This is a genomic window from Cellulosimicrobium sp. TH-20, assembly GCF_002105775.1.
Lineage (GTDB): Bacteria > Actinomycetota > Actinomycetes > Actinomycetales > Cellulomonadaceae > Cellulosimicrobium > Cellulosimicrobium funkei.
Genome location: NZ_CP020857.1, coordinates 2987041 through 3006702, shown reverse-complemented (window position 1 = coordinate 3006702; position 19662 = coordinate 2987041). Strand labels below are relative to the sequence as shown.

At 74.8% G+C, this 19662-nt stretch carries 19 protein-coding genes and 1 riboswitch; of the genes, 17 read left to right on the top strand and 2 right to left on the bottom strand.

The window, feature by feature from the left end; genetic code table 11:
- Positions 1–98 precede the first annotated feature (98 nt).
- Positions 99–719 carry a GNAT family N-acetyltransferase gene (locus B8281_RS13305; protein WP_085387974.1) on the bottom strand — a complete coding sequence of 207 codons (621 nt, stop codon included), beginning with the start codon at positions 717–719 and terminating at the stop codon, positions 99–101.
- Between the two features lie 51 nt (positions 720–770).
- Here B8281_RS13305 and rpe point away from each other — a divergent pair, with 51 nt between their 5' ends.
- The 8 genes from rpe (at position 771) to B8281_RS13265 (ending at position 7481) form a co-directional block, all read left to right on the top strand.
- Complete coding sequence (rpe, locus tag B8281_RS13300; RefSeq protein ID WP_085387973.1) at positions 771–1439, top strand: ribulose-phosphate 3-epimerase; 669 nt, start codon at positions 771–773, stop codon at positions 1437–1439.
- A 282-nt stretch (positions 1440–1721) separates the two neighbouring features.
- A riboswitch (FMN riboswitch) is annotated at positions 1722–1847 on the top strand.
- A 158-nt stretch (positions 1848–2005) separates the two neighbouring features.
- Positions 2006–3139 (top strand): bifunctional diaminohydroxyphosphoribosylaminopyrimidine deaminase/5-amino-6-(5-phosphoribosylamino)uracil reductase RibD, encoded by a 1134-nt coding sequence (gene ribD, locus B8281_RS13295; protein ID WP_232322570.1) that lies wholly within the window; start codon positions 2006–2008, stop codon positions 3137–3139.
- Positions 3139–3762 carry a riboflavin synthase gene (locus tag B8281_RS13290; RefSeq protein WP_085387972.1) on the top strand — a complete coding sequence of 208 codons (624 nt, stop codon included), beginning with the start codon at positions 3139–3141 and terminating at the stop codon, positions 3760–3762. The genes ribD and B8281_RS13290 overlap by 1 nt, the downstream gene beginning before the upstream one ends.
- Positions 3763–3809: 47 nt before the next feature.
- Positions 3810–5186 carry a 3,4-dihydroxy-2-butanone-4-phosphate synthase gene (gene ribB, locus B8281_RS13285; protein ID WP_232322569.1) on the top strand — a complete coding sequence of 459 codons (1377 nt, stop codon included), beginning with the start codon at positions 3810–3812 and terminating at the stop codon, positions 5184–5186.
- Complete coding sequence (gene ribH, locus B8281_RS13280) at positions 5183–5650, top strand: 6,7-dimethyl-8-ribityllumazine synthase (RefSeq protein WP_047234219.1); 468 nt, start codon at positions 5183–5185, stop codon at positions 5648–5650. The genes ribB and ribH overlap by 4 nt, the downstream gene beginning before the upstream one ends.
- A gap of 73 nt (positions 5651–5723) precedes the next feature.
- Positions 5724–5987 carry a phosphoribosyl-ATP diphosphatase gene (locus B8281_RS13275; RefSeq protein WP_024839663.1) on the top strand — a complete coding sequence of 88 codons (264 nt, stop codon included), beginning with the start codon at positions 5724–5726 and terminating at the stop codon, positions 5985–5987.
- Between the two features lie 110 nt (positions 5988–6097).
- Complete coding sequence (gene hisG, locus B8281_RS13270) at positions 6098–6952, top strand: ATP phosphoribosyltransferase (protein ID WP_009865157.1); 855 nt, start codon at positions 6098–6100, stop codon at positions 6950–6952.
- 46 nt (positions 6953–6998) lie between these two features.
- Positions 6999–7481 carry a PH domain-containing protein gene (locus B8281_RS13265; protein WP_009865158.1) on the top strand — a complete coding sequence of 161 codons (483 nt, stop codon included), beginning with the start codon at positions 6999–7001 and terminating at the stop codon, positions 7479–7481.
- Positions 7482–7608: 127 nt separating this feature from the next.
- Here the strand turns inward: B8281_RS13265 and B8281_RS13260 are convergent, their stop codons facing one another.
- A complete protein-coding gene (locus tag B8281_RS13260) occupies positions 7609–9510 on the bottom strand; it encodes a DEAD/DEAH box helicase (protein ID WP_085387970.1) in 1902 nt (633 codons plus the stop codon).
- 409 nt (positions 9511–9919) lie between these two features.
- Here B8281_RS13260 and B8281_RS13255 point away from each other — a divergent pair, with 409 nt between their 5' ends.
- From B8281_RS13255 to B8281_RS13215, 9 genes are all read left to right on the top strand, one after another.
- The gene (locus B8281_RS13255) at positions 9920–10540 is read left to right on the top strand and encodes a CDP-alcohol phosphatidyltransferase family protein (RefSeq protein WP_034656174.1); all 621 of its coding nucleotides are present in this window, start codon (positions 9920–9922) and stop codon (positions 10538–10540) included.
- The gene (locus B8281_RS13250) at positions 10537–11505 is read left to right on the top strand and encodes a DUF881 domain-containing protein (RefSeq protein ID WP_232322568.1); all 969 of its coding nucleotides are present in this window, start codon (positions 10537–10539) and stop codon (positions 11503–11505) included. The genes B8281_RS13255 and B8281_RS13250 overlap by 4 nt, the downstream gene beginning before the upstream one ends.
- Entirely contained in the window at positions 11502–11834 is a 333-nt protein-coding gene (locus B8281_RS13245; RefSeq protein WP_021483549.1) for a small basic family protein, read from the top strand. The genes B8281_RS13250 and B8281_RS13245 overlap by 4 nt, the downstream gene beginning before the upstream one ends.
- 2 nt (positions 11835–11836) lie before the next feature.
- Complete coding sequence (locus B8281_RS13240) at positions 11837–13255, top strand: DUF881 domain-containing protein (RefSeq protein WP_085387969.1); 1419 nt, start codon at positions 11837–11839, stop codon at positions 13253–13255.
- 174 nt (positions 13256–13429) lie between these two features.
- The gene (locus B8281_RS13235; RefSeq protein ID WP_021483194.1) at positions 13430–13912 is read left to right on the top strand and encodes an FHA domain-containing protein; all 483 of its coding nucleotides are present in this window, start codon (positions 13430–13432) and stop codon (positions 13910–13912) included.
- Between the two features lie 2 nt (positions 13913–13914).
- The gene (locus B8281_RS13230; protein ID WP_061267299.1) at positions 13915–14670 is read left to right on the top strand and encodes a MerR family transcriptional regulator; all 756 of its coding nucleotides are present in this window, start codon (positions 13915–13917) and stop codon (positions 14668–14670) included.
- Between the two features lie 124 nt (positions 14671–14794).
- Entirely contained in the window at positions 14795–15268 is a 474-nt protein-coding gene (locus tag B8281_RS13225; RefSeq protein ID WP_085387968.1) for a bifunctional nuclease family protein, read from the top strand.
- Positions 15269–15480: 212 nt separating this feature from the next.
- Complete coding sequence (locus B8281_RS13220; RefSeq protein WP_021482353.1) at positions 15481–16071, top strand: MerR family transcriptional regulator; 591 nt, start codon at positions 15481–15483, stop codon at positions 16069–16071.
- 187 nt (positions 16072–16258) lie between these two features.
- Positions 16259–19657: a pyruvate carboxylase gene (locus B8281_RS13215; protein WP_034656186.1), complete on the top strand. Its 3399-nt coding sequence runs from the start codon at positions 16259–16261 to the stop codon at positions 19655–19657.
- Positions 19658–19662: the final 5 nt, after the last annotated feature.

Sequence of the window (19662 nt, the reverse complement as noted above, 5' to 3'; positions counted from 1 at the left end):
CCCCTTCTCCCGCCGAGCAGGTGGTCGTGGCGGGTCCGGGCGGCCCCACCCACCAGGACCGCCTGCTCGACCGAGTGGGTCGGGGCGCCCCAGGGTGGTCAGAGGGTGCGCTGGAGCAGGATCGTGTCGACCCAGCGGCCGTGCTTGAACCCGACGGCGGTGAGGCGGCCGGCCTCGACGAAGCCGAAGCGGCGGTGCAGCGGGAGCGACCCGGCGGCCTCGGGGACGTCGGCGACGACGGAGACGACCTGGCGGACCCCCGCGGCGGCGAGCGCCTCCAGGAGCGCGGCGAGCAGCGCGGTGCCCACCCCGCGCCCGGCGTGCTCCGGGTCGAGGTAGATCGTGTCCTCGGCGGTGTGCCGGTAGGCGGGCTTGGGGCGCCAGGCCGACGCGTACGCGTAGCCCGCGACGACGGCGCCGGTCGGGGAGCCCGGCCCGCCCGGGGCGTCGACCTCGGCGACGAGGAACGGCAGGCCGCGCGCGGTGACGTCGTCGAGCTTGCGGTGCCACGCCGGGACGTCCCAGACCTCCTCCTCGAACGTCACGCACGTGTCGCGCACGAACGGGGCGGCGATCTCCGCGACCCGCGGCAGGTCGTGCACCGTGGCCGGGCGCACCGTCACGGCGGGTGCGGAGGCGTGCGTGTCCCCGGGGCGGTGCGGCGTGCCGCGGACGGAGGCAGGGGCCGGGCCGGGGGAGGGGGAGGAGAGGTCGCTCACGCGACGAGGGTACGAGCACCGGGCTCCGGCACGCGCCCCTAGGCTGGGCCCATGGCAGCCCTCATCGCACCGAGCATCCTGTCCGCCGACTTCGCGAACCTCGAGCGCGACCTGAACGCGATCGCCACGGCGGACTACGCGCACGTCGACGTCATGGACAACCACTTCGTGCCGAACCTGACGCTCGGGCTGCCGGTGTTCGAGCGCCTGGCGCAGGTGTCGCCCGTCCCGATCGACGCCCACCTCATGATCGAGGACCCAGACCGCTGGGCGCCGGCCTACGCGGAGGCGGGGGCGGCGTCGGTCACGTTCCACGCCGAGGCCGCTGCTGCCCCTGTGCGGCTCGCTCGCGAGCTCCGCCGTCTGGGAGCCCGCGCAGGCGTCGCGCTGCGTCCTGCGACGCCGGTGGAGCCCTTCCTGGACCTGCTGACCGAGGTGGACATGATCCTCGTCATGACGGTCGAGCCGGGCTTCGGCGGGCAGTCCTTCATCGAGGGGACGCTGCCGAAGATCCGGCGGGCACGCGAGGCCGTGAGCGAGTCGGGCCTCGACGTGTGGATCCAGGTCGACGGGGGAGTGTCGCGCTCGACGATCGAGCGGGCCGCGGACGCGGGGGCGAACGTCTTCGTCGCCGGGTCGGCGGTCTACGGGGCGGAGAGCGTGCCCGGGGAGATCCAGGCGCTGCGCGATCTGGCGGAGGCGTCGGCGCACTCTCACTGACGTCAGGACGGGAAGGGGCCCTCTTCGGGCCCCTTCTTCGTTCCACATAAAATAGTGTGCCAAGCGCACATCTTCCATCCACAAGACCGCGAGAACCTCACCACCGAGCAAGGAGAAAGAGTGGAGCCAGCCGTCGGACGGCGAAGCTCGACGGCTCAGGGGGAGGCGGTGCTCGCGAGCGGCGACCTCGACGGGAGCGGGCGAGGTCGCGTCGGACCGCCGGTCGCACCCGCGCGGGGCGCACCCGGAGTAACATCGGCGGTTGCAGTACGCAGTACGCACGAACGTGCTCCGGGGTCGGTGCAATTCCGAGCCGGCGGTGACAGTCCGCGACCCGCGCCCACGCGCGGTTGACCTGGTGGAACTCCAGGACCGACGGTGAAAGTCCGGATGGGAGGAAGCACGTGCGGCGTGGCCACGCCTCGGCGCGTGGTGCTCCGGCGACCCGCCGGTGCACCCGTCCGGGACGGTGACGGCCTCGCCGTGGTGAGCGACGCCGTCGAGCCCTCGTGGCTCGACCCGCCGCCCGCCCTCACCCCGGAGCGCCCGTGCCCGGGAGGAGGACGATGGGCGAGCATCCCCGCACCCTGACGGTCGACGACGCGATGACGCGCGCGCTCGAGCTGGCGGCCCGAGGGCCGGCGCACGGGCCGAACCCCCGCGTCGGGTGCGTCCTGCTGGGCCCTCCGCCCGGCGCGACCCTGCCCGACGGCGCCGCGCCCGGTTCGATCGACCCGCACCCGCGGCCCGTGCTCGCCGAGGGGTGGCACCGTGGCGCGGGGACGCCGCACGCCGAGGCGGCGGCCCTCGCGGACGCCCGGGCGCGCGGCGTCGACGTGGCCGGCGCGACGGCGGTCGTGACGCTCGAGCCGTGCGCCCACACCGGTCGCACCGGCCCGTGCGCCGACGCCCTCGTCGCCGCGGGCGTGGCGGAGGTCGTGCTCGGCGTCGACGACCCGAACCCCGTCGCCACGGGCGGCGCGCACCGGCTGCGGGCCGCGGGGGTCCGCGTCGTGCGCGGCCTGCGCGCCGCCGAGGGCGAGGAGCTCCTGCGGGTGTGGCTCACGGCCGTCCGGCGCGGCACGCCGTACGTGACGCTCAAGACGGCTACGACGCTCGACGGCTACGTGGCCGCCGCGGACGGGACGAGCCGGTGGATCACCGGGCCCGCGGCGCGCGAGCACGCGCACCGCGTGCGGGCGGAGGTGGACGCGATCGTCGTCGGCACGGGCACGCTCCTGGCCGACGACCCCGAGCTCACCGCGCGGGTGCCCACCCACGGCTCGTCCCACGAGGCCGCGAGCGCCGCGCGTCTGGCGGAGCACCAGCCGTTGCGGGTGGTCGTGGGCCTGCGGGGGATCCCGCCGACGGCGCGGGTCCACGGGGAGGGTGGCGAGCTGGTGCACGTGCTGACGCGGGACGTCGGTGAGGTGCTGGAGCGGCTCGCGGAGCGCGAGGTGCGGCACGTGCTGGTGGAGGGCGGTCCGACGCTGGCGACGGCGTTCCTGGCCGCGGGCGCGGTGGACGAGCTGCACGCGTACGTGGCCCCGGTGCTGCTGGGGGGCGGGCGGCGAGCGGTGGACGGGTTGGGTGTGGCGACGATCGCCGACGCGCACCGGTTCCGCACGGTGGAGGTGAGGCGTGTCGGGGACGACGCGCTGGTGGTGTCCAGGAAGAGCACGGAAGGACGGGTGGGTTGATGTTCACGGGGATCGTGGAGGAGATCGGCAGGGTCCGGGGGATCGCGTTCCCTGGCGGCGCGGGGGAGGACGCGGTGCTCACGGTCGAGGGGCCGCTCGCGGCGTCGGACGCGGCGCTCGGTGACTCGATCGCGGTGAACGGGGTGTGCCTGACGGTCACGAGCCTCGGGGGCGACGGGTCGTTCACGGCGGACGTGATGCCGGAGTCGTTGCGGCGGACTGCGCTGGGTGACCTCGTGGCGGGGTCGCCGGTGAACCTGGAGCGGGCCGTCCGGGCGGACGCGCGGCTGGGCGGTCATGTGGTGCAGGGCCACGTGGACGGCGTCGGGACGCTCGTGAGCCGCGCGCCGGGGGAGCGGTGGGACGACCTGGTGCTCTCCGCCCCTGCGGGTCTGACGCGCTACGTGGCGGAGAAGGGCTCGATCGCGGTGAGCGGGGTGTCGTTGACGGTGACGCACGTGGACGACGAGACGTTCGGCGTCTCGCTGATCCCGACGACGCTCGAGGCGACGATCCTCGGGCGACTGGTGCCGGGCGACCGGGTGAACCTCGAGGTGGACGTGCTCGCGAAGTACGTCGAGCGCCTGCTGGTGTCCGGCGTGGTCCCCGGGAGCGCGTCGTGACGGGCGCGGGGTCCGCGAGCGCCGCGGTGCCGGAGGGGTCGGGGGCCGTGCGGCTGGGGTCGGTCGAGGAGGCGTTGGCGGCGATCCGGGTGGGGCGTCCGGTGCTGGTGGCGGACTCGCCGGACCGGGAGAACGAGGCGGACGTGGTGTTCGCGGCGCAGGGGGTGTCGGCGGAGTGGGTGGCGTGGACGATCCGGCACTCGTCGGGGTACCTGTGCGCGCCGATGCCGGCGGCGCGGGCGGACGCGTTGGAGCTGCCGTTGATGGTGCCGCACAGCCAGGATCCGCGGCGGACGGCGTACACGGTGACGGTGGACGCGGCGACGGGGGTGTCGACGGGGATCTCGGCGGAGGACCGGGCGCGGACGTTGCGGGTGCTGGCGGACCCGGCGTCGGGTGCGAGTGATCTGATCCGGCCGGGTCATGTGCTGCCGTTGCGGGCGGTGCCGGGGGGTGTGCTGCATCGTGCGGGGCACACGGAGGCCGCGGTGGACCTGGTGCGTCTGGCGGGGAGGGGTGAGGTCGGGGGTATCGCGGAGCTGGTGCACGACGACGGGACGATGATGCGTCTGGGGGACGCGGCGGCGTTGGCGGAGCGTGACGGGTTGGTGCTGATCACGATCGCGGACCTGGTGGCGTGGCGGCGGGTGCACGACTCGGCGCCTGCGGTGGCCACGGAGGTGCCGGATCGGGAGGCGGTGGCGCGGCGGGTGCACCGCACGTCGTCGGCGGAGCTCCCGACGGTGCACGGCCGGTTCCGGGTGGTGGGGTACCGGGACCTGCGTACGGGGGCGGAGCACGTGGCGCTGGTCCCTGCGGTCCCCCCTGCTGGTGCCTCGGGTCGGGGTGAGGCTGGTGCGGAGGCCGCGAGCGCCGTCGGGACGGAGGTGGTGCCGGTGGTGCGGGTGCACTCGGAGTGCTTGACGGGGGACGCGTTCGGGTCGTTGCGGTGCGACTGCGGTCCGCAGCTGGGGGCGGCGTTGGGGCGGGTCGCGGCGGAGGGGGGTGCGGTGGTGTACCTGCGGGGGCACGAGGGTCGGGGGATCGGGTTGCTGGCGAAGATCGGGGCGTACGAGCTGCAGGACGCTGGTCTGGACACGGTGCAGGCGAACCTGGAGCTGGGGTGGCCGGTGGATCGTCGGGAGTACGGGGCGGCGGCGGCGATCCTGGCGGACCTGGGGTTGTCGCGGGTGCGGTTGCTGACGAACAACCCGGCGAAGGTGACGGGTCTGGTGGCGTCGGGCATCGACGTGGTGGGGGCGGAGCGGATCGAGGTGGGTCACGGTGAGCACAACCGGGCGTACCTGGTGACGAAGAAGGTGGCGATGGGTCATCTGCTGGACACGGTGGCGGTCCCGGACGGGGCTGTCCTGGTGGAGCCGGGCGACGAGCCGGGTACGGAGACGAAGGAGGACGAGGGATGAGCGGGGCAGGTGCGCCGACGGTGAGCGTGGACGGGTCGGGGCTGCGGGTGACGGTGGTCGCGGCGAGCTGGCACACGGAGGTGATGGACGGGTTGCTGGCGGGCGCGCGGCGGGCGTTGGCGGCGGCGAACGTGTCGCACGTGAGCGTGGTGCGGGTGCCGGGGTCGTTCGAGCTGCCGGTGGCGGCGGCACGCGCGGTGGAGCACGGCGCGGACGCGGTGGTGGCGCTGGGCGTGGTGATCCGTGGGGGGACGCCGCACTTCGAGTACGTGTGCCAGGCGGCGACGTCGGGTCTGACGGACGTGAGCGTGCGCACGGGGGTGCCGGTGGGGTTCGGTGTGCTGACGTGCGACGACGAGCAGCAGGCCCTGGACCGGGCGGGCCTGGAGGGGTCGCGCGAGGACAAGGGTGCGGAGGCCGCGGAGGCGGCGGTCGCGACGGTCGTGGCGCTGCGCGACCTGTGACGGACCGGGTCGGGGCGTGCCCGCTGGGCGGACACGCCCCGGCCGGGTCCGGGCGGCGGATACCCTGGAGCCCGTGAAGACGTTCGAGTCCCTGTTCGCGGAGCTGTCCGAGAAGGCCACGACGCGACCTGCCGGTTCCGGCACGGTCGCGGAGCTGGACGCCGGCGTGCACGCGATCGGGAAGAAGGTGGTCGAGGAGGCCGCCGAGGTGTGGATGGCCGCCGAGTACGAGGGCGACGTGAAGACGGCGGAGGAGATCTCCCAGCTCCTCTACCACCTGCAGGTCCTCATGCTGGCGAAGGGTCTGAGCCTGCAGGACGTGTACGAGCATCTGTGAGCGGCCGCGCCGGTGAGCGTCCCCCGCTCCCGGCCGCGAGCGCCGCTCGCCCCTCGCTCGTCCCTGCTGTTCCCCTCTTCCTGCCCGATCCCCTGAACGAAGGTCCTGTCATGCTGCGTATCGCCGTCCCCAACAAGGGGTCCCTGTCCGAGCCCGCCGTCGAGATGCTGCGCGAGGCGGGGTACCGCCAGCGCCGTGACCCGCGCGAGCTGGTGCTGGCGGACCCGGACAACGACGCCGAGTTCTTCTTCCTGCGCCCGCGCGACATCGCGGTGTACGTGGGGTCGGGCACGGTCGACGTCGGGGTCACGGGTCGGGACCTGCTGCTGGACTCGGGCGCGGACGCGGTGGAGCACATGCAGCTCGGGTTCGGGGGGTCGACGTTCCGCTACGCGGCGCCGGCGGGGACGATCACGTCGTTGGAGCAGGTGCAGGGGCTGCGGGTCGCGACGTCGTACGAGGTCCTCGTGGAGGGGCACCTGCGGGCGCACGGGGTGGACGCGACGGTGGTGCACCTGGACGGTGCGGTCGAGTCGGCGGTGCAGCTCGGGGTGGCGGACGTCGTCGCGGACGTGGTCTCGACGGGCACGACGCTGCGGGGCGCCGGCCTGGAGGTGTTCGGCGACCCGATCCTGGTGTCGGAGGCGGTGCTGATCCGGCCGCGCAAGGTTGCGGAGGCGGACGTCCCGGCGGGGGTGGAGGTGCTGTCCCGTCGTCTGCAGGGGGTGCTGACGGCGCACGAGTACGTCCTCATGGACTACGACGTGCCGGTGTCGCTCGTGGACCGTGCGGTCGCGATCACGCCGGGCCTGGAGTCGCCCACGGTGTCGCCGCTGCACGACCGGGACTGGGCGGCGGTGCGGGCGATGGTGCGCCGCGACCGCACGAACCAGGTCATGGACGCCCTGTACGACGTGGGTGCGCGCGCGATCCTCGTGACCCGGATCCACGCCTCGCGCCTCTGAACCTCGGCCCCCGGTGGGTGGTCGGCGGGTGTGAGACGGTGGCGGCATGAGCACCGACCCGTTCCCCGACCCCGGCCTGCCGGGCGACCGCGACGACGACCCGTACCGCACGTTCCGGCCCCGGTTCGGCCTGGTGTCGGCCTGGGCGACGGGCGTGGTCGTCGTCGGCGGGTGCGTCGTGGTGGGGCTGTCCGCGACGGGGCCGCTCGGCACGTCGTGGGTGAACCGGCTGTCCATCGCGGCGTTCGCGCTGTTCGCGGCGTGGCTGCTGTGGCGCCTGGGCGGCGTGCACGCCGTCCCGACGCGCGAGGGCCTGCGGGTGCGCAACGTCATCTACACGCGCCGCCTCGCCTGGCCCCAGATCGTGTCGGTCCGCTTCGGCTCCGGCGACGCGTGGGTGCGTCTCGACCTCGCGGACGGGTCCACCCTCGCCGTCATGGGCATCCAACGGGCCGACGGCGCCCGGGGCGAGGCGGAGGCGCGTCGCCTCGCCGCCCTGGTGAAGGCGCACGGCGAGGCCCACGAGTAAGGACCGCAGGCGCGGGCCTCCCGTGCCCGCGCCACGGGTCACCCCGTACCGACGACGACGGCCCCCGGATCGAGGAGATCCGGGGGCCGTCGTCGTGCGCCGGCGGGATTGCCGCCGGCGGCGCGGGTCAGAACGCGGCGCGGTGGCGCGGCTTGCGCTCGCCCCGGTCGTCGGCACGGTCGAACCGGTCACGACGCTCGTCACGACGACCCGACGGGCCGTGCCCGGCACGCGGGCCCCGGGACGCGGGCGCGCCCTCGTCGAGACGGATGCGCAGCGCCTTGCCCGCGACCCGCGCCCGCGAGATGCGGTCCATCGTGTCCGCGTCGAGCGGGGCGGTGATGTCCACGAGCGAGAACGACGGGAAGATGTCGATCTTGCCGACGTCCGACCCGGCCAGACCCGCCTCGTTCGTCAGCGCGCCCACGATCCCGCCCGGCATCACGCCGTCCTTGTGCCCCACGGACAGGCGGTAGCGCGTCCCGACGGCGTCGCGGCGGATACCGCGCGTCCCGTCGCCCTCGCGCCGGCCCGACGCACGGTCACCGCGCGACGGACGCTCGCCCGCGCGCTCCGTACGACGCGCCTTCGACTGCTCGCGCGCCGCGGCCCGCTCCGCCTCGAACCGCTCCTGCTCCTCACGGGCACGCGGCCCGTCGTCACCGACCGCGAGCGCCGCCATGGCCGCGGCGAGGTCGACCGGGTCGACGTCGTGCTCGGCGAGGAAGGTGCGCACCATGTCGGCGTACATCGACAGGCGGCCTGCCTCCTGGCGGGCGGGGACCTGCCCGAGCAGGGCCCGCACCTTGTGCGCGGACACGTCCGCGGGGGAGGGGATCTCGATCTCCTGCAGCGGGGTGCGGGTCGTGCGCTCGATCGCGCGCAGGCGCCCGCGCTCGTGCGGGGTGACGAAGCTCAGGGCCTCGCCGGTGCGGCCCGCGCGGCCGGTGCGGCCGATGCGGTGCACGTACGCCTCGGGCTCGCCCGGCAGGTCGAAGTTCACGACGAGACCGATGCGGTCCACGTCGAGGCCGCGCGCGGCGACGTCGGTCGCGACGAGGACGTCGAGCGCACCGGAGCGCAGGCGCTCCACGATCCGCTCGCGCTCCTTCTGCGCGACGTCGCCCGAGATGGTCGCGGCCGAGATGCCGCGCTCGACGAGCGCGGACCCGACCTCCTCCGCGGCGCCGCGCGTGCGGGTGAACACGATCGCGGCCTCGGCGTCGGACGTGGCGAGGACGCGCACGAGGGAGCCGGTCTTGTGGCGGAACGGCACGACGGCGTACGTCTGGCGCACGCTCGTCACCGTGGAGGACTGGCGGGCGACGGCGATCTCGACCGGGTCGGTGAGGTGCTCGTTCGCGACGCGGCGGATCGGGGCGGGCATCGTCGCGGAGAACAGCGCGACCTGACGCTCGCGCGGCGCGCGGGAGAAGATCGTGTCGACGTCCTCCGCGAAGCCCATGCGCAGCATCTCGTCGGCCTCGTCGAGCACGAGGAAGCGCACGTCGTCGAGCACGAGGGTGCCGCGCTCGATGTGGTCGATGACGCGCCCGGGCGTGCCGACGACGACCTGCGCCCCGGCCGCGAGCGCCCGCTGCTGCGGCTGGTAGGGCGAGCCGCCGTACACGGCGACGACGTCGACCTTGGGCAGGTGCGCCGCGAACGACTCGACGGCGTCGGCGACCTGCATCGCGAGCTCGCGCGTCGGGGTGAGGACGACGGCCTGCACGCGCCGCAGCGTGGGGTCGATCGCGGCGAGCAGCGGGAGGCCGAACGCGGCGGTCTTGCCGGTGCCGGTCTGCGCGACGCCGGTGATGTCGCGGCCCGCGAGGAGCGCGGGGATGGCCTCGGCCTGGATCGCGGACGGGGTGACGAACCCGAGGTCGGCGACGGCGCGCTCGAGGGGCGCGGGCAGGCCGAGGTCGGAAAACACGGGGCCGGTGGGAGCGGTCTGCTCCGCGACGGCGGGGGAGGTGTCGGTGGAGTGGTCGAGGGCGTGCGAGGGCGCGACGACGTCAGCAGTCATGAAAGGGTGAGGACCGTTCGTTTCGGGGTGTGGAGTGGCGTGCGGTCACCGGGTCGGTTCTCGCAGGTCGCACTCCCGAACACACCAGGCCGGCCACCGCCACGATCGGGGAGATCAGGGGGGTCGGCCACTCTCACGGACACACGCGGGACGAGCGACGAACTCCAAAGGTCCACCCATCGTACCGGAGGGCGCGGGCGGGCCGCGGGGCCGGGCCCGGTGACGTCCCTCACCCGCACCCGCCCCGCCGGTGCCCGGCCCGCCCCGGACACCGGGCGAAGCGGGTGATTTCGGGCCCTGCGGGGCGCCGCGCCGCGAAATGAGGGCCCAGGTCACCGGGGCCGGTACGTAGGATGGTCGCGCGCGGCAGGTCGCCGCGACGGCGCGACGCGAGCACGGGGCGGTGGGTGTGACGGCAGGGCAGCAGGTCAGCTCGCGCGTCCTGACCGTCCCGAACGTCATCAGCCTCCTGCGGCTGCTCCTCGTACCCGTGTTCGCGGTCCTCATCGTGCGCGGCGACGACGTGTGGGCCCTGGTCGTCCTCGCCGTGTCCGGGGCGTCGGACTGGCTCGACGGCGTGCTCGCGCGCCGCCTGGACCAGGTGAGCCGCCTCGGGCAGATGCTCGACCCCGCCGCCGACCGCCTCTTCATCCTCGTCACCCTCCTCGGGCTCGCGTGGCGCGACGTCGTGCCCGTGTGGCTCGTCGTCGCGATCGTCGCGCGCGACGTCCTGCTCGCGGGCCTGCTGCCGCTGCTCGCCCGCCACGGCTACGGGCCGCTGCCCGTGAGCTTCGCGGGCAAGGCCGGCACGTTCGCCCTGCTGTACGCGTTCCCGCTGCTGCTCCTCGCGGAGATGCCGGGCTGGCTCGGCGACGTCGCCGCCGTCACCGGGTGGGCGTTCACCTGGTGGGGCGTGGGCCTGTACTGGCTCGCGGGCGCGCAGTACGTGCTGCAGACCCGGGCGCTCGTCCTGCGCGACCGCGCCGCCCGCACCGACCGGCCCGGGACCGCGACGAAGGAGACGCCGTGACCGACACGCGACCGGACCAGCCCGCCGCCGCGCGCCGCGCACCCGTGGACGCGTCCATGACCCTCCTCAACGAGGTCATGCACCGCCCCCTCGACCCCGGGTACGCCGCCGCGGCCGCGCGCCGCGCCGCTGGGCAGACCCCGCACCGCGGCCGCACCGGCACCGTCGCGCTCGTCGCCCTCGCCGTCGTCCTCGGCGTCGTCACCACCGCCGCCGCCGTGCAGCTGCGCGCCCCGCAGCCCGGCGTCATCGCCGCACGCGAGACCCTCGAGCAGGAGATCCTCGAACGCCAGGCCACCGCCGAGGAGCTCTCCACCCGCGGCGCAGAGCTGTCCGGCGAGATCGAGCAGCTCCAGGGCGCGGCCCTGAGCGGCGCGAGCGCCGACGTGCTCGACAGCCTCCAGGAGGAGGGCGCGCTCACCGGGACGCAGCCCGTCGAGGGCCAGGGCGTCGTCGTCACCCTCGACGACACCGGCGGCGGCCTGTCCTCCGGGGCCACCGACGCGAGCTCGCTCGTGCACGACTCCGACCTGCAGCGCGTCGTCAACGCCCTGTGGGCCGGCGGCGCCGAGGCCGTCGCGATCAACGACCAGCGCCTGACCGGCCTGTCCGCGATCCGCAGCGCCGGCGACGCCGTGCTCGTCGACCTGCAGCCCCTCGTCGGCCCCTACCGCGTCGAGGCGATCGGCGACCCCGACGCGATGCGCACCTCGCTCCTGCGGTCCGGCACGTCCGACTTCCTCCAGCTCCTCGGCACCCAGTACGGCATCCGCTCCGGCGTGACGACGCAGAGCCGCCTCGACCTGCCCGGCCGGTCCGCGCCCACGCTGTTCTTCGCGCACGCCCCGGAGACGACCGTAGACTCCGACGCACCCGCCGAGGAGACCGGCCCCGCGCCGGGCACGACCGACGGGTCCGGGACCCCATCCGCACCGCACGAGACAGGGCAGGAGATCGTCGAATGATCGCAGTCGTCGGACTGGTGGTGGGCATCGTCGCGGGCCTCGTCCTGCAACCCACCGTGCCCGTGTCGCTGCAGCCCTACCTCCCCATCGCCGTCGTCGCCGCCCTCGACGCCCTGTTCGGCGGCCTGCGCGCCCGGCTCGACGGCCTGTTCGACGACAAGGTCTTCCTCGTGTCGTTCCTGTCGAACGTCGTCGTCGCCGCCCTCATCGTGTTCCTCGGCGACCAGCTCGGGGTCGGCAGCCAGCTCTCGACCGCCGTCGTCGTCGTCCTCGGCATCCGCATCTTCTCCAACGCCGCCGCGATCCGGCGCCACATCTTCAAGGCGTGAGCATGAGCCGCGACCCCCGCGACCAGGCTCCGGGCGACCGGCCCGAGCACCCCACCACGCCCGCGGACGGTGACGACGCCGCCGTCGGCACCCCCGCCGTCCCCGGCACCGAGCCCGGGACCGACGACGACGCGCGCGACACGGAGCACGTCCCGCCCCGCACCGACGACTCCGACGAGGACGCCACCACCCCCGTCGAGACCGGCCCGGGCCCGGGTGCGCCGCCCGGCGCGCCCCACGACGACCCGGACGAGCCCGCAGCGGTCCCCGGCGACCCCACGACGCCGAGCGACGCACCGGCGGCCGGCGAGACCGTGGCCACCACCGGCCACCTCGAGGACGACGGCAGCACCGCGGCCGACACGACCCCGACCGGTGCCGCGCCGACCGGCACCAGCGGCACCCCCGGCACGGCCGCGCCGAGCGACCCGGACAACACGGTGCCGAGCGACACCACCGTCCCGGCCGCAGCAGCGGGGGAGCGCCCCGCACCCGACGACCGCGCCGACCAGCCCGACGACCCGAGCCCCGCCGCCAACACGCCGGACCCTGCGACGCCCGACGCGACGACGGGCGCGACGACCACCCCGGAAGCCGCGGCGCCCGAGCAGGACGCCGAGACCTCGCCCACCGCCGAGCCGGACCCGGTCACCGGGGCGACGGCCACCGTCGGGCGCCACGGCACCCCCACCCAGCCCGAGCCGCGCGGGCTGCGCGGCCTCGGCCGGGCGATGCGACCGCGCGCGTCGCGCTCCCAGGTCATGGTCGGCGTCCTGTGCGCGCTCCTCGGCTTCGCGCTCGTCGTCCAGGTGAGCCAGACGCAGGAGGACCAGCTCTCCTCCCTGCGCCAGAGCGACCTCGTGCGCCTGCTCGACGACGTCACCCAGCGCTCCGGCGAGCTCGAGGACCAGGTGTCCTCGCTCGAGGCCACGCGCGACGAGCTGCAGTCCGGCTCCGGCCGCGAGCGCGCCGCGCTCGAGCTCGCCGAGCAGCAGGCCGAGACGCTCGGCATCCTCTCGGGCCGGCTGCCCGCCGAGGGCCCGGGCGTCGAGATCGAGGTCGTCGAGGGTGCCGAGCCGCTCAAGGCGTTCGGCCTGTTCAACGTGCTGGAGGAGCTGCGCAACGCGGGCGCCGAGGCCATGGAGGTCAACGGCGTGCGCCTCGTGGCGAGCAGCTACTTCGAGGACACCTCCGACGGCGTGGTCGTCGACGGGCAGGTGATCTCGTCCCCGTACCGGTGGACCGCGATCGGCGACCCGTCGACGCTCGAGACCGCGCTCGAGATCCCCGGCGGCGCCATGGCGTCCCTGCGCGCCGACGGCGCGCGCACCACCGTCACCCAGCAGGACCGGGCCGAGGTCTCCGCGACCGTCGAGCCCCGCGCACCCCGGTACGCGACCCCCGTCCCCGCCGACGAGTGACCCGGCTTCCCGCGGGCCCACGGGCCGGGGTAGGTTGGGACGACCGAGGGTCGCACGCACCGCGTGACCTGCAGGTGTAGTAGTTTTCGAGCACCAGTTTCCCGCACCCGGGGCTCGCCCCCCGGTGCGGTTTCCGAGCTCGAGCACGACGTGCGTGAGCCCCGAGGAGGCGTGATGAGTGTCCCAGGCGGTCCTGAGGTGCCGAACCGGGCGACCAGCGACACGACGGTCAGCTTCGGCCGGATCGAGGCCCCGATCGAGGAGGGCGTGCAGCCCGGGGGCCTGAGCCCCGAGGAGCACGCCGCCGTCGCCGCCCTGCCCCGCCACTCGGCCCTGCTCATCATGCAGCGCGGCCCCGGCCAGGGCTCGCGCTTCCTCCTCGACGCCGAGCGCACCGTCGCCGGGCGCTCCGAGCACGCCGACATCTTCCTCGACGACGTCACCGTGTCACGCAAGCACGCCGAGTTCGTGCGCGAGGGCGAGCACTTCGTCGTGCGCGACGTCGGGTCCCTCAACGGCACCTACGTGAACCGCAGCCGGATCGACGCCGTCGCGCTCGGCACGGGCGACGAGGTCCAGATCGGCAAGTACCGGCTCACGTTCCACGCCAGCCCGCACGCGGCGGCGTCGGCGGGCGGCGCGGCCTCCCCGTCGTGAACATGTCGACCGGCGCCGCGCACGCCACGGCCCCGGAGCCCGCGGACGGGCCCGAACCGTGGCCCCAGGGGATCTCGCGCCGCGCGACCATGCGCATCTCCGACGTGCTGCGCGCGCTGCGGGCCGAGTTCCCCCACGTCAGCCACTCCAAGCTGCGCTTCCTCGAGGAGCAGGGCCTCATCGAGCCGGTGCGGACCGCGTCCGGCTACCGCCAGTACAGCCCCGCCGACGTCGAGCGCCTGCGCTTCGTGCTCGTCGAGCAGCGTGACCGCTACCTGCCGCTGAAGGTCATCAAGGACCGTCTCGCCGCGCTCGACGCCGGGACCGACGCCGAGACGCTCGCCCCCCGCCTCGCGACCACCGACGGCGAGCCCGGGTCGGCCGCCGTCCGCCAGCGCTACACCGTCGACGCGCTCGTCTCGGCCGCCGGGGTCGAGCGCGAGCTCGTCGAGGGCCTCATCGAGGCCGGCGTGCTCCGCCAGGCACCGGGCGGGCAGCTCGACGCGCGCTCGCTCGACGTCGTCGTGCTCGCCGCCGGCCTCGCGGACTACGGCATCGAGCCCCGCCACCTGCGCTCCCTGCGCACCGCCGCCGACCGCCACGTGAGCCTCGTGCAGCAGGTCGTCTCGCCGTGGCGCGGGCAGCAGAGCCCGTCCGCGCGCGCCCACGCCGGCACCGTCGCGTCCGAGGTCGGCGAGCTGTGCGCGCAGTTGCACACCGTCTTCGTGCGCCAGGGCGTCGACGACCTCACCCGCTGACGCCCGCACCCGCCCCGCCGCACCTCCCGCGACGCCCTCCGCGTGTCGCGCGCACGCCCGGTGCGCACCCCCTGCCGGATGCCGGGCGGAGTCGTACGGTGGTGGAGTGAGCGACGACGTCCCGATGGTCCCGGTGGAGGTGCTGGGGGTCCGTCAGCAGCAGCGCGACCAGGAGATCGTGGTGCTGCTGTTCGACGACGCGTCCGAGCTCGTGGTGCCGATCGTCATCGGCCCGCGGGAGGCGAGCGCGATCGCCATGGCGCAGGCAGGGCTGCCCACGCCGCGGCCCATGACGCACGACCTGCTGCGGGACCTGCTCGACGCGGTGGGCGTGCGGCTCGAGCGGGCGGAGATCGTCGCCCTCGACGGCGGCATCTTCTTCGCCGAGCTCGTGCTCAGCAACGGCGTGCGGCTCGACTCGCGCGCGTCGGACGCGATCGCCGTCGCGGTGCGCACCGGGAGCCCGGTGCTGTGCTCGGCGGAGGTCGTGGCGACGGCGGGCGTCGAGGTCGTCGACGTCGCGCAGCAGGAGGAGGTCGAGAAGTTCCGCGACTTCCTCGACCACGTCCAGCCCGAGGACTTCTCGGTGGACGAGTAGAGCGGTCCCGGTGCGCGGCGGCCCGACCCTCGGGTCGTGGTCGAGGCTTCGGGACACACCGGACAAGACAGACCTTCGACCTCAGGTCGAGGGTTCAGCGGTCGGCGCGACGACGTGGCGGGCGCGACACGCCCGCACGCCCGGGGCGTCGGTCGTTGACGGCCCCCGACGGCGCCCATAGTTTGGTCGTGACATCACCCCAGGAGGCGACAGTGAACAGCAGCGGTGAGGCGAGCGTCGGTGTCGGCGCGGCAGTTCCGCAGGGCGCGCAGGGCCTCCTCTTCGGGGAGGACATCACCGAGCAGGACACCACGACCGGCTACCGCGGCCCGACGGCATGCCGCGCGGCAGGCATCACGTACCGCCAGCTCGACTACTGGGCCCGCACCGGCCTCGTCGAGCCCACCGTCCGCCCGGCGTCCGGCTCGGGCTCGCACCGCCTGTACAGCTTCCGCGACATCCTCGTGCTCAAGGTCGTCAAGCGCCTGCTCGACACCGGGGTGTCGCTCCAGCAGATCCGCACGGCCGTCGAGCACCTGCGCGAGCGCGGCGTGGACGACCTGGCGCAGATCACCCTCATGAGCGACGGCGCGAGCGTCTACGAGTGCACCTCGCCCGACGAGGTCGTGGACCTCGTCCAGGGCGGCCAGGGCGTGTTCGGGATCGCCGTCGGGCGCGTGTGGCGCGAGGTCGAGGGCACGCTCGCCGAGCTGCCGACCGAGTCCCTCGAGGACGAGGACGGCACCGCGACGAGCCCGCAGGACGAGCTCGCCCAGCGCCGTCAGGCCCGCACCGCGGGCTGACCCCTCGCCCGGCCGGACCACGGGCGGACCGACCGCGAGCGCCGGGGCACCCCCGCGAGGCGTGTGGACCTCGTCACAGCGGGTGCGGTGACCCGTCCGGCGACGCCGTGGGAGGATCGCCCGGTACGCGGTGCGTGGCGCCCTCCCCGGCCCGACGACGCCGCCACGCTCGACGGATGGAGTGCCGGTGTTCTCGAAGGTCCTGGTCGCCAACCGCGCGGAGATCGCCGTCAGGGCGTTCCGCGCCGCCTACGAGCTGGGGGCCCGCACCGTCGCGGTGTTCCCGCAGGAGGACCGCAACTCCGAGCACCGGCTCAAGGCCGACGAGGCGTACCTCATCGGGGAGCCCGGTCACCCGGTGCGGGCGTACCTGGACATCGAGGAGATCGTGCGCGTCGCCCGGGAGGCGGGCGCGGACGCCGTCTACCCGGGGTACGGGTTCCTCTCGGAGAACCCCGACCTGGCGCGGGCGTGCGCGGAGGCGGGGCTGACGTTCGTCGGGCCGCCGCCGGAGGTGCTCGAGCTCGCGGGCAACAAGGTGCGGGCGCTCAAGGCGGCGCGCGAGGCGGGCCTGCCGGTGCTCGCGTCGAGCGAGCCGTCGGCGGACGTCGACGAGCTCGTCGCGGCCGCGGACGAGATCGGGTTCCCGGTGTTCGTCAAGGCGGTCGCGGGTGGTGGCGGTCGCGGGATGCGGCGCGTCGACGTGCGCGAGGACCTACCCGAGGCGCTGGCGGCGGCGATGCGCGAGGCGGACGGCGCATTCGGCGACCCGACGGTGTTCCTGGAGCAGGCGGTGCTGCGGCCGCGGCACATCGAGGTGCAGATCCTGGCGGACGGCGCGGGGAACGTCGTGCACCTGTACGAGCGGGACTGCTCGTTGCAGCGTCGTCACCAGAAGGTCATCGAGATCGCGCCGGCGCCGAACCTCGACCCGGCGGTCCGGGACGCGCTGTGCGCGGACGCGGTGCGGTTCGCGCGGCACATCGGGTACCAGAACGCGGGCACGGTCGAGTTCCTCGTCGACACGGTGGGCGAGCGTGCGGGGCAGCACGTGTTCATCGAGATGAACCCGCGCATCCAGGTGGAGCACACGGTGACCGAGGAGGTCACGGACGTCGACCTGGTGTCCGCGCAGATGCGGATCGCGGCGGGCGAGACGCTGGGGGACCTGGGCATCCGGCAGGAGGACGTGCGCGTCAACGGCGCGGCCCTGCAGACCCGGATCACGACGGAGGACCCGGCGAACGGGTTCCGTCCCGACACGGGCCGGATCATCGCCTACCGGTCCCCGGGCGGGGCGGGCGTCCGGCTCGACGGGGCGACGGCGACGGCGGGGTCGGTCGTGTCGGGCCACTTCGACTCGATGCTGGTGAAGCTCACGTGCCGGGGGCGGGACTTCCCGACGGCGGTGCGGCGCGCGCGTCGCGCGCTGGCGGAGTTCCGCATCCGCGGCATCCGGACGAACATCCCGTTCCTGCAGGCGGTCCTCGCCGACCCGGAGTTCGTCGCGGGCAACGTGGCGACGTCGTTCATCGACGAGCGGCCCGAGCTGCTCGCCGCGCGCGAGAGCGCGGACCGGGGCACGCGCCTGCTCGCGTACGTGGGGGACACCACCGTCAACCGGCCGCACGGGGAGCCGCGGGTCACGAGCGACCCGGCGGCGAAGCTGCCGCCGTTCGACCTGACGGTCGAGCCCCCGCCCGGGTCGCGCCAGCAGCTCCTCGAGCTCGGCCCGGAGGGGTTCGCGCGGGCGCTGCGGGGCGAGCAGCGGCTGCGCGTCACGGACACGACGTTCCGCGACGCGCACCAGTCGCTGCTCGCGACGCGCGTGCGCACGCACGACCTGGCGGCCGTCGCTCCGTACGTGGCGCGGGCGACGCCGCAGCTGTGGTCGGTCGAGGCGTGGGGCGGGGCGACGTACGACGTCGCGCTGCGCTTCCTCGGGGAGGACCCGTGGGAGCGGCTCGCGACCCTGCGTGCCGCGATGCCGAACCTCGCGATCCAGATGCTCCTGCGCGGGCGCAACACGGTTGGGTACACGCCGTACCCGACGCGCGTCACGGAGGCGTTCGTCGAGGAGGCCGCGGCGACGGGCATCGACGTGTTCCGCATCTTCGACGCGCTCAACGACGTCGACCAGATGCGTCCGGCGATCGAGGCCGTGCGCGCGACCGGCACGACGGTCGCGGAGGTCGCGCTGTGCTACACGGGCAACCTGCTCGACCCGGCCGAGGACCTGTACACGCTCGACTACTACCTGCGCCTCGCGGACCGCATCGTCGACGCCGGTGCGCACGTCCTCGCGATCAAGGACATGGCCGGGCTGCTGCGCCCCGCCGCCGCGAGCCGGCTCGTGACCGCGCTGCGCGAACGGTTCGACCTGCCGGTGCACCTGCACACCCACGACACGTCCGGCGGTCAGATGGCCACGCTGCTCGCCGCCGCCGCGGCGGGCGTCGACGCGGTCGACGCCGCGAGCGCCGCGATGGCGGGGACGACGAGCCAGCCGCCGCTGTCGGCGCTGGTCGCCGCGCTGGAGCACACCGAGCGCGACACCGGGCTGTCGCTGCCGGCGGTCGCGGACCTCGAGCCGTACTGGGAGGCGGTGCGCCGCGTGTACGCGCCGTTCGAGTCGGGTCTGCCCGGGCCGACGGGGCGCGTGTACGAGCACGAGATCCCGGGCGGTCAGCTGTCGAACCTGCGTCAGCAGGCGATCGCGCTGGGTCTGGGGGACCGGTTCGAGCAGATCGAGGCGATGTACGCGGCCGCGGACCGGATCCTGGGGCGGCTGGTGAAGGTGACGCCGTCGTCGAAGGTCGTGGGCGACCTCGCGCTGCACCTCGTGGCGGCGGGCGCGGACCCGGCGGAGTTCGCGGCGGACCCGCAGTCGTTCGACATCCCGGACTCCGTGGTCGGGTTCCTGGGCGGCGAGCTGGGCGACCCACCCGGTGGCTGGCCGGAGCCGTTCCGGTCGCGCGCGCTCGCCGGCCGTGCGGCGCGCGCGGGGGTCACGCCGCTCTCGGCCGAGGACGAGGCGGAGCTCGCGCAGGAGGGCGAGGTGCGCCGTCGTCGGCTCAACCACCTGCTCTTCGCGGGGCCGACGAAGGAGTTCGAGCAGGTGCGCCAGGCGTACGGGGACGTGTCGGTGCTCGACACCCCCACGTACCTGTACGGGCTGGAGCCGGGCCAGGAGGTCGCGGTCGCGCTCGGCAAGGGCGTGCGCCTGCTCGTGGGCCTCGAGGCGATCGGCACGCCCGACGAGCGCGGGATGCGCACGGTGATGTTCACCCTCAACGGCCAGCTGCGCCCGATCCAGGTGCGCGACCGCGCGGTGGACGTGGACGCGCGCACCGCGGAGAAGGCGGACCCGACCCAGCCGGGCCAGGTCGCGGCGCCGTTCGCGGGTGCGGTGACGCCGGTCGTCGTCGTGGGCGACGTCGTCGAGGCGGGGCAGACGGTCGCGACCGTCGAGGCGATGAAGATGGAGGCGGCGATCACGACGCCCGTCGCGGGCACGGTCCAGCGGGTCGCGATCGGCGCGGTGCAGCAGCTGGAGGGCGGCGACCTCGTCCTCGTGGTGGGCTGAGGGGC

Excerpts from the sequence above, each read along its gene's own strand:
- rpe (WP_085387973.1), top strand. The coding sequence starts at position 771 with ATGGCAGCCCTCATCGCACCGAGCATCCTGTCCGCCGACTTCGCGAAC.
- ribD (WP_232322570.1), top strand. The coding sequence starts at position 2,006 with ATGGGCGAGCATCCCCGCACCCTGACGGTCGACGACGCGATGACGCGC.
- B8281_RS13290 (WP_085387972.1), top strand. The coding sequence starts at position 3,139 with ATGTTCACGGGGATCGTGGAGGAGATCGGCAGGGTCCGGGGGATCGCG.
- ribH (WP_047234219.1), top strand. The coding sequence starts at position 5,183 with ATGAGCGGGGCAGGTGCGCCGACGGTGAGCGTGGACGGGTCGGGGCTG.
- hisG (WP_009865157.1), top strand. The coding sequence starts at position 6,098 with ATGCTGCGTATCGCCGTCCCCAACAAGGGGTCCCTGTCCGAGCCCGCC.
- B8281_RS13265 (WP_009865158.1), top strand. The coding sequence starts at position 6,999 with ATGAGCACCGACCCGTTCCCCGACCCCGGCCTGCCGGGCGACCGCGAC.
- B8281_RS13260 (WP_085387970.1), bottom strand. The coding sequence starts at position 9,510 with ATGACTGCTGACGTCGTCGCGCCCTCGCACGCCCTCGACCACTCCACC.
- B8281_RS13245 (WP_021483549.1), top strand. The coding sequence starts at position 11,502 with ATGATCGCAGTCGTCGGACTGGTGGTGGGCATCGTCGCGGGCCTCGTC.
- B8281_RS13240 (WP_085387969.1), top strand. The coding sequence starts at position 11,837 with ATGAGCCGCGACCCCCGCGACCAGGCTCCGGGCGACCGGCCCGAGCAC.
- B8281_RS13235 (WP_021483194.1), top strand. The coding sequence starts at position 13,430 with ATGAGTGTCCCAGGCGGTCCTGAGGTGCCGAACCGGGCGACCAGCGAC.
- B8281_RS13230 (WP_061267299.1), top strand. The coding sequence starts at position 13,915 with ATGTCGACCGGCGCCGCGCACGCCACGGCCCCGGAGCCCGCGGACGGG.
- B8281_RS13225 (WP_085387968.1), top strand. The coding sequence starts at position 14,795 with ATGGTCCCGGTGGAGGTGCTGGGGGTCCGTCAGCAGCAGCGCGACCAG.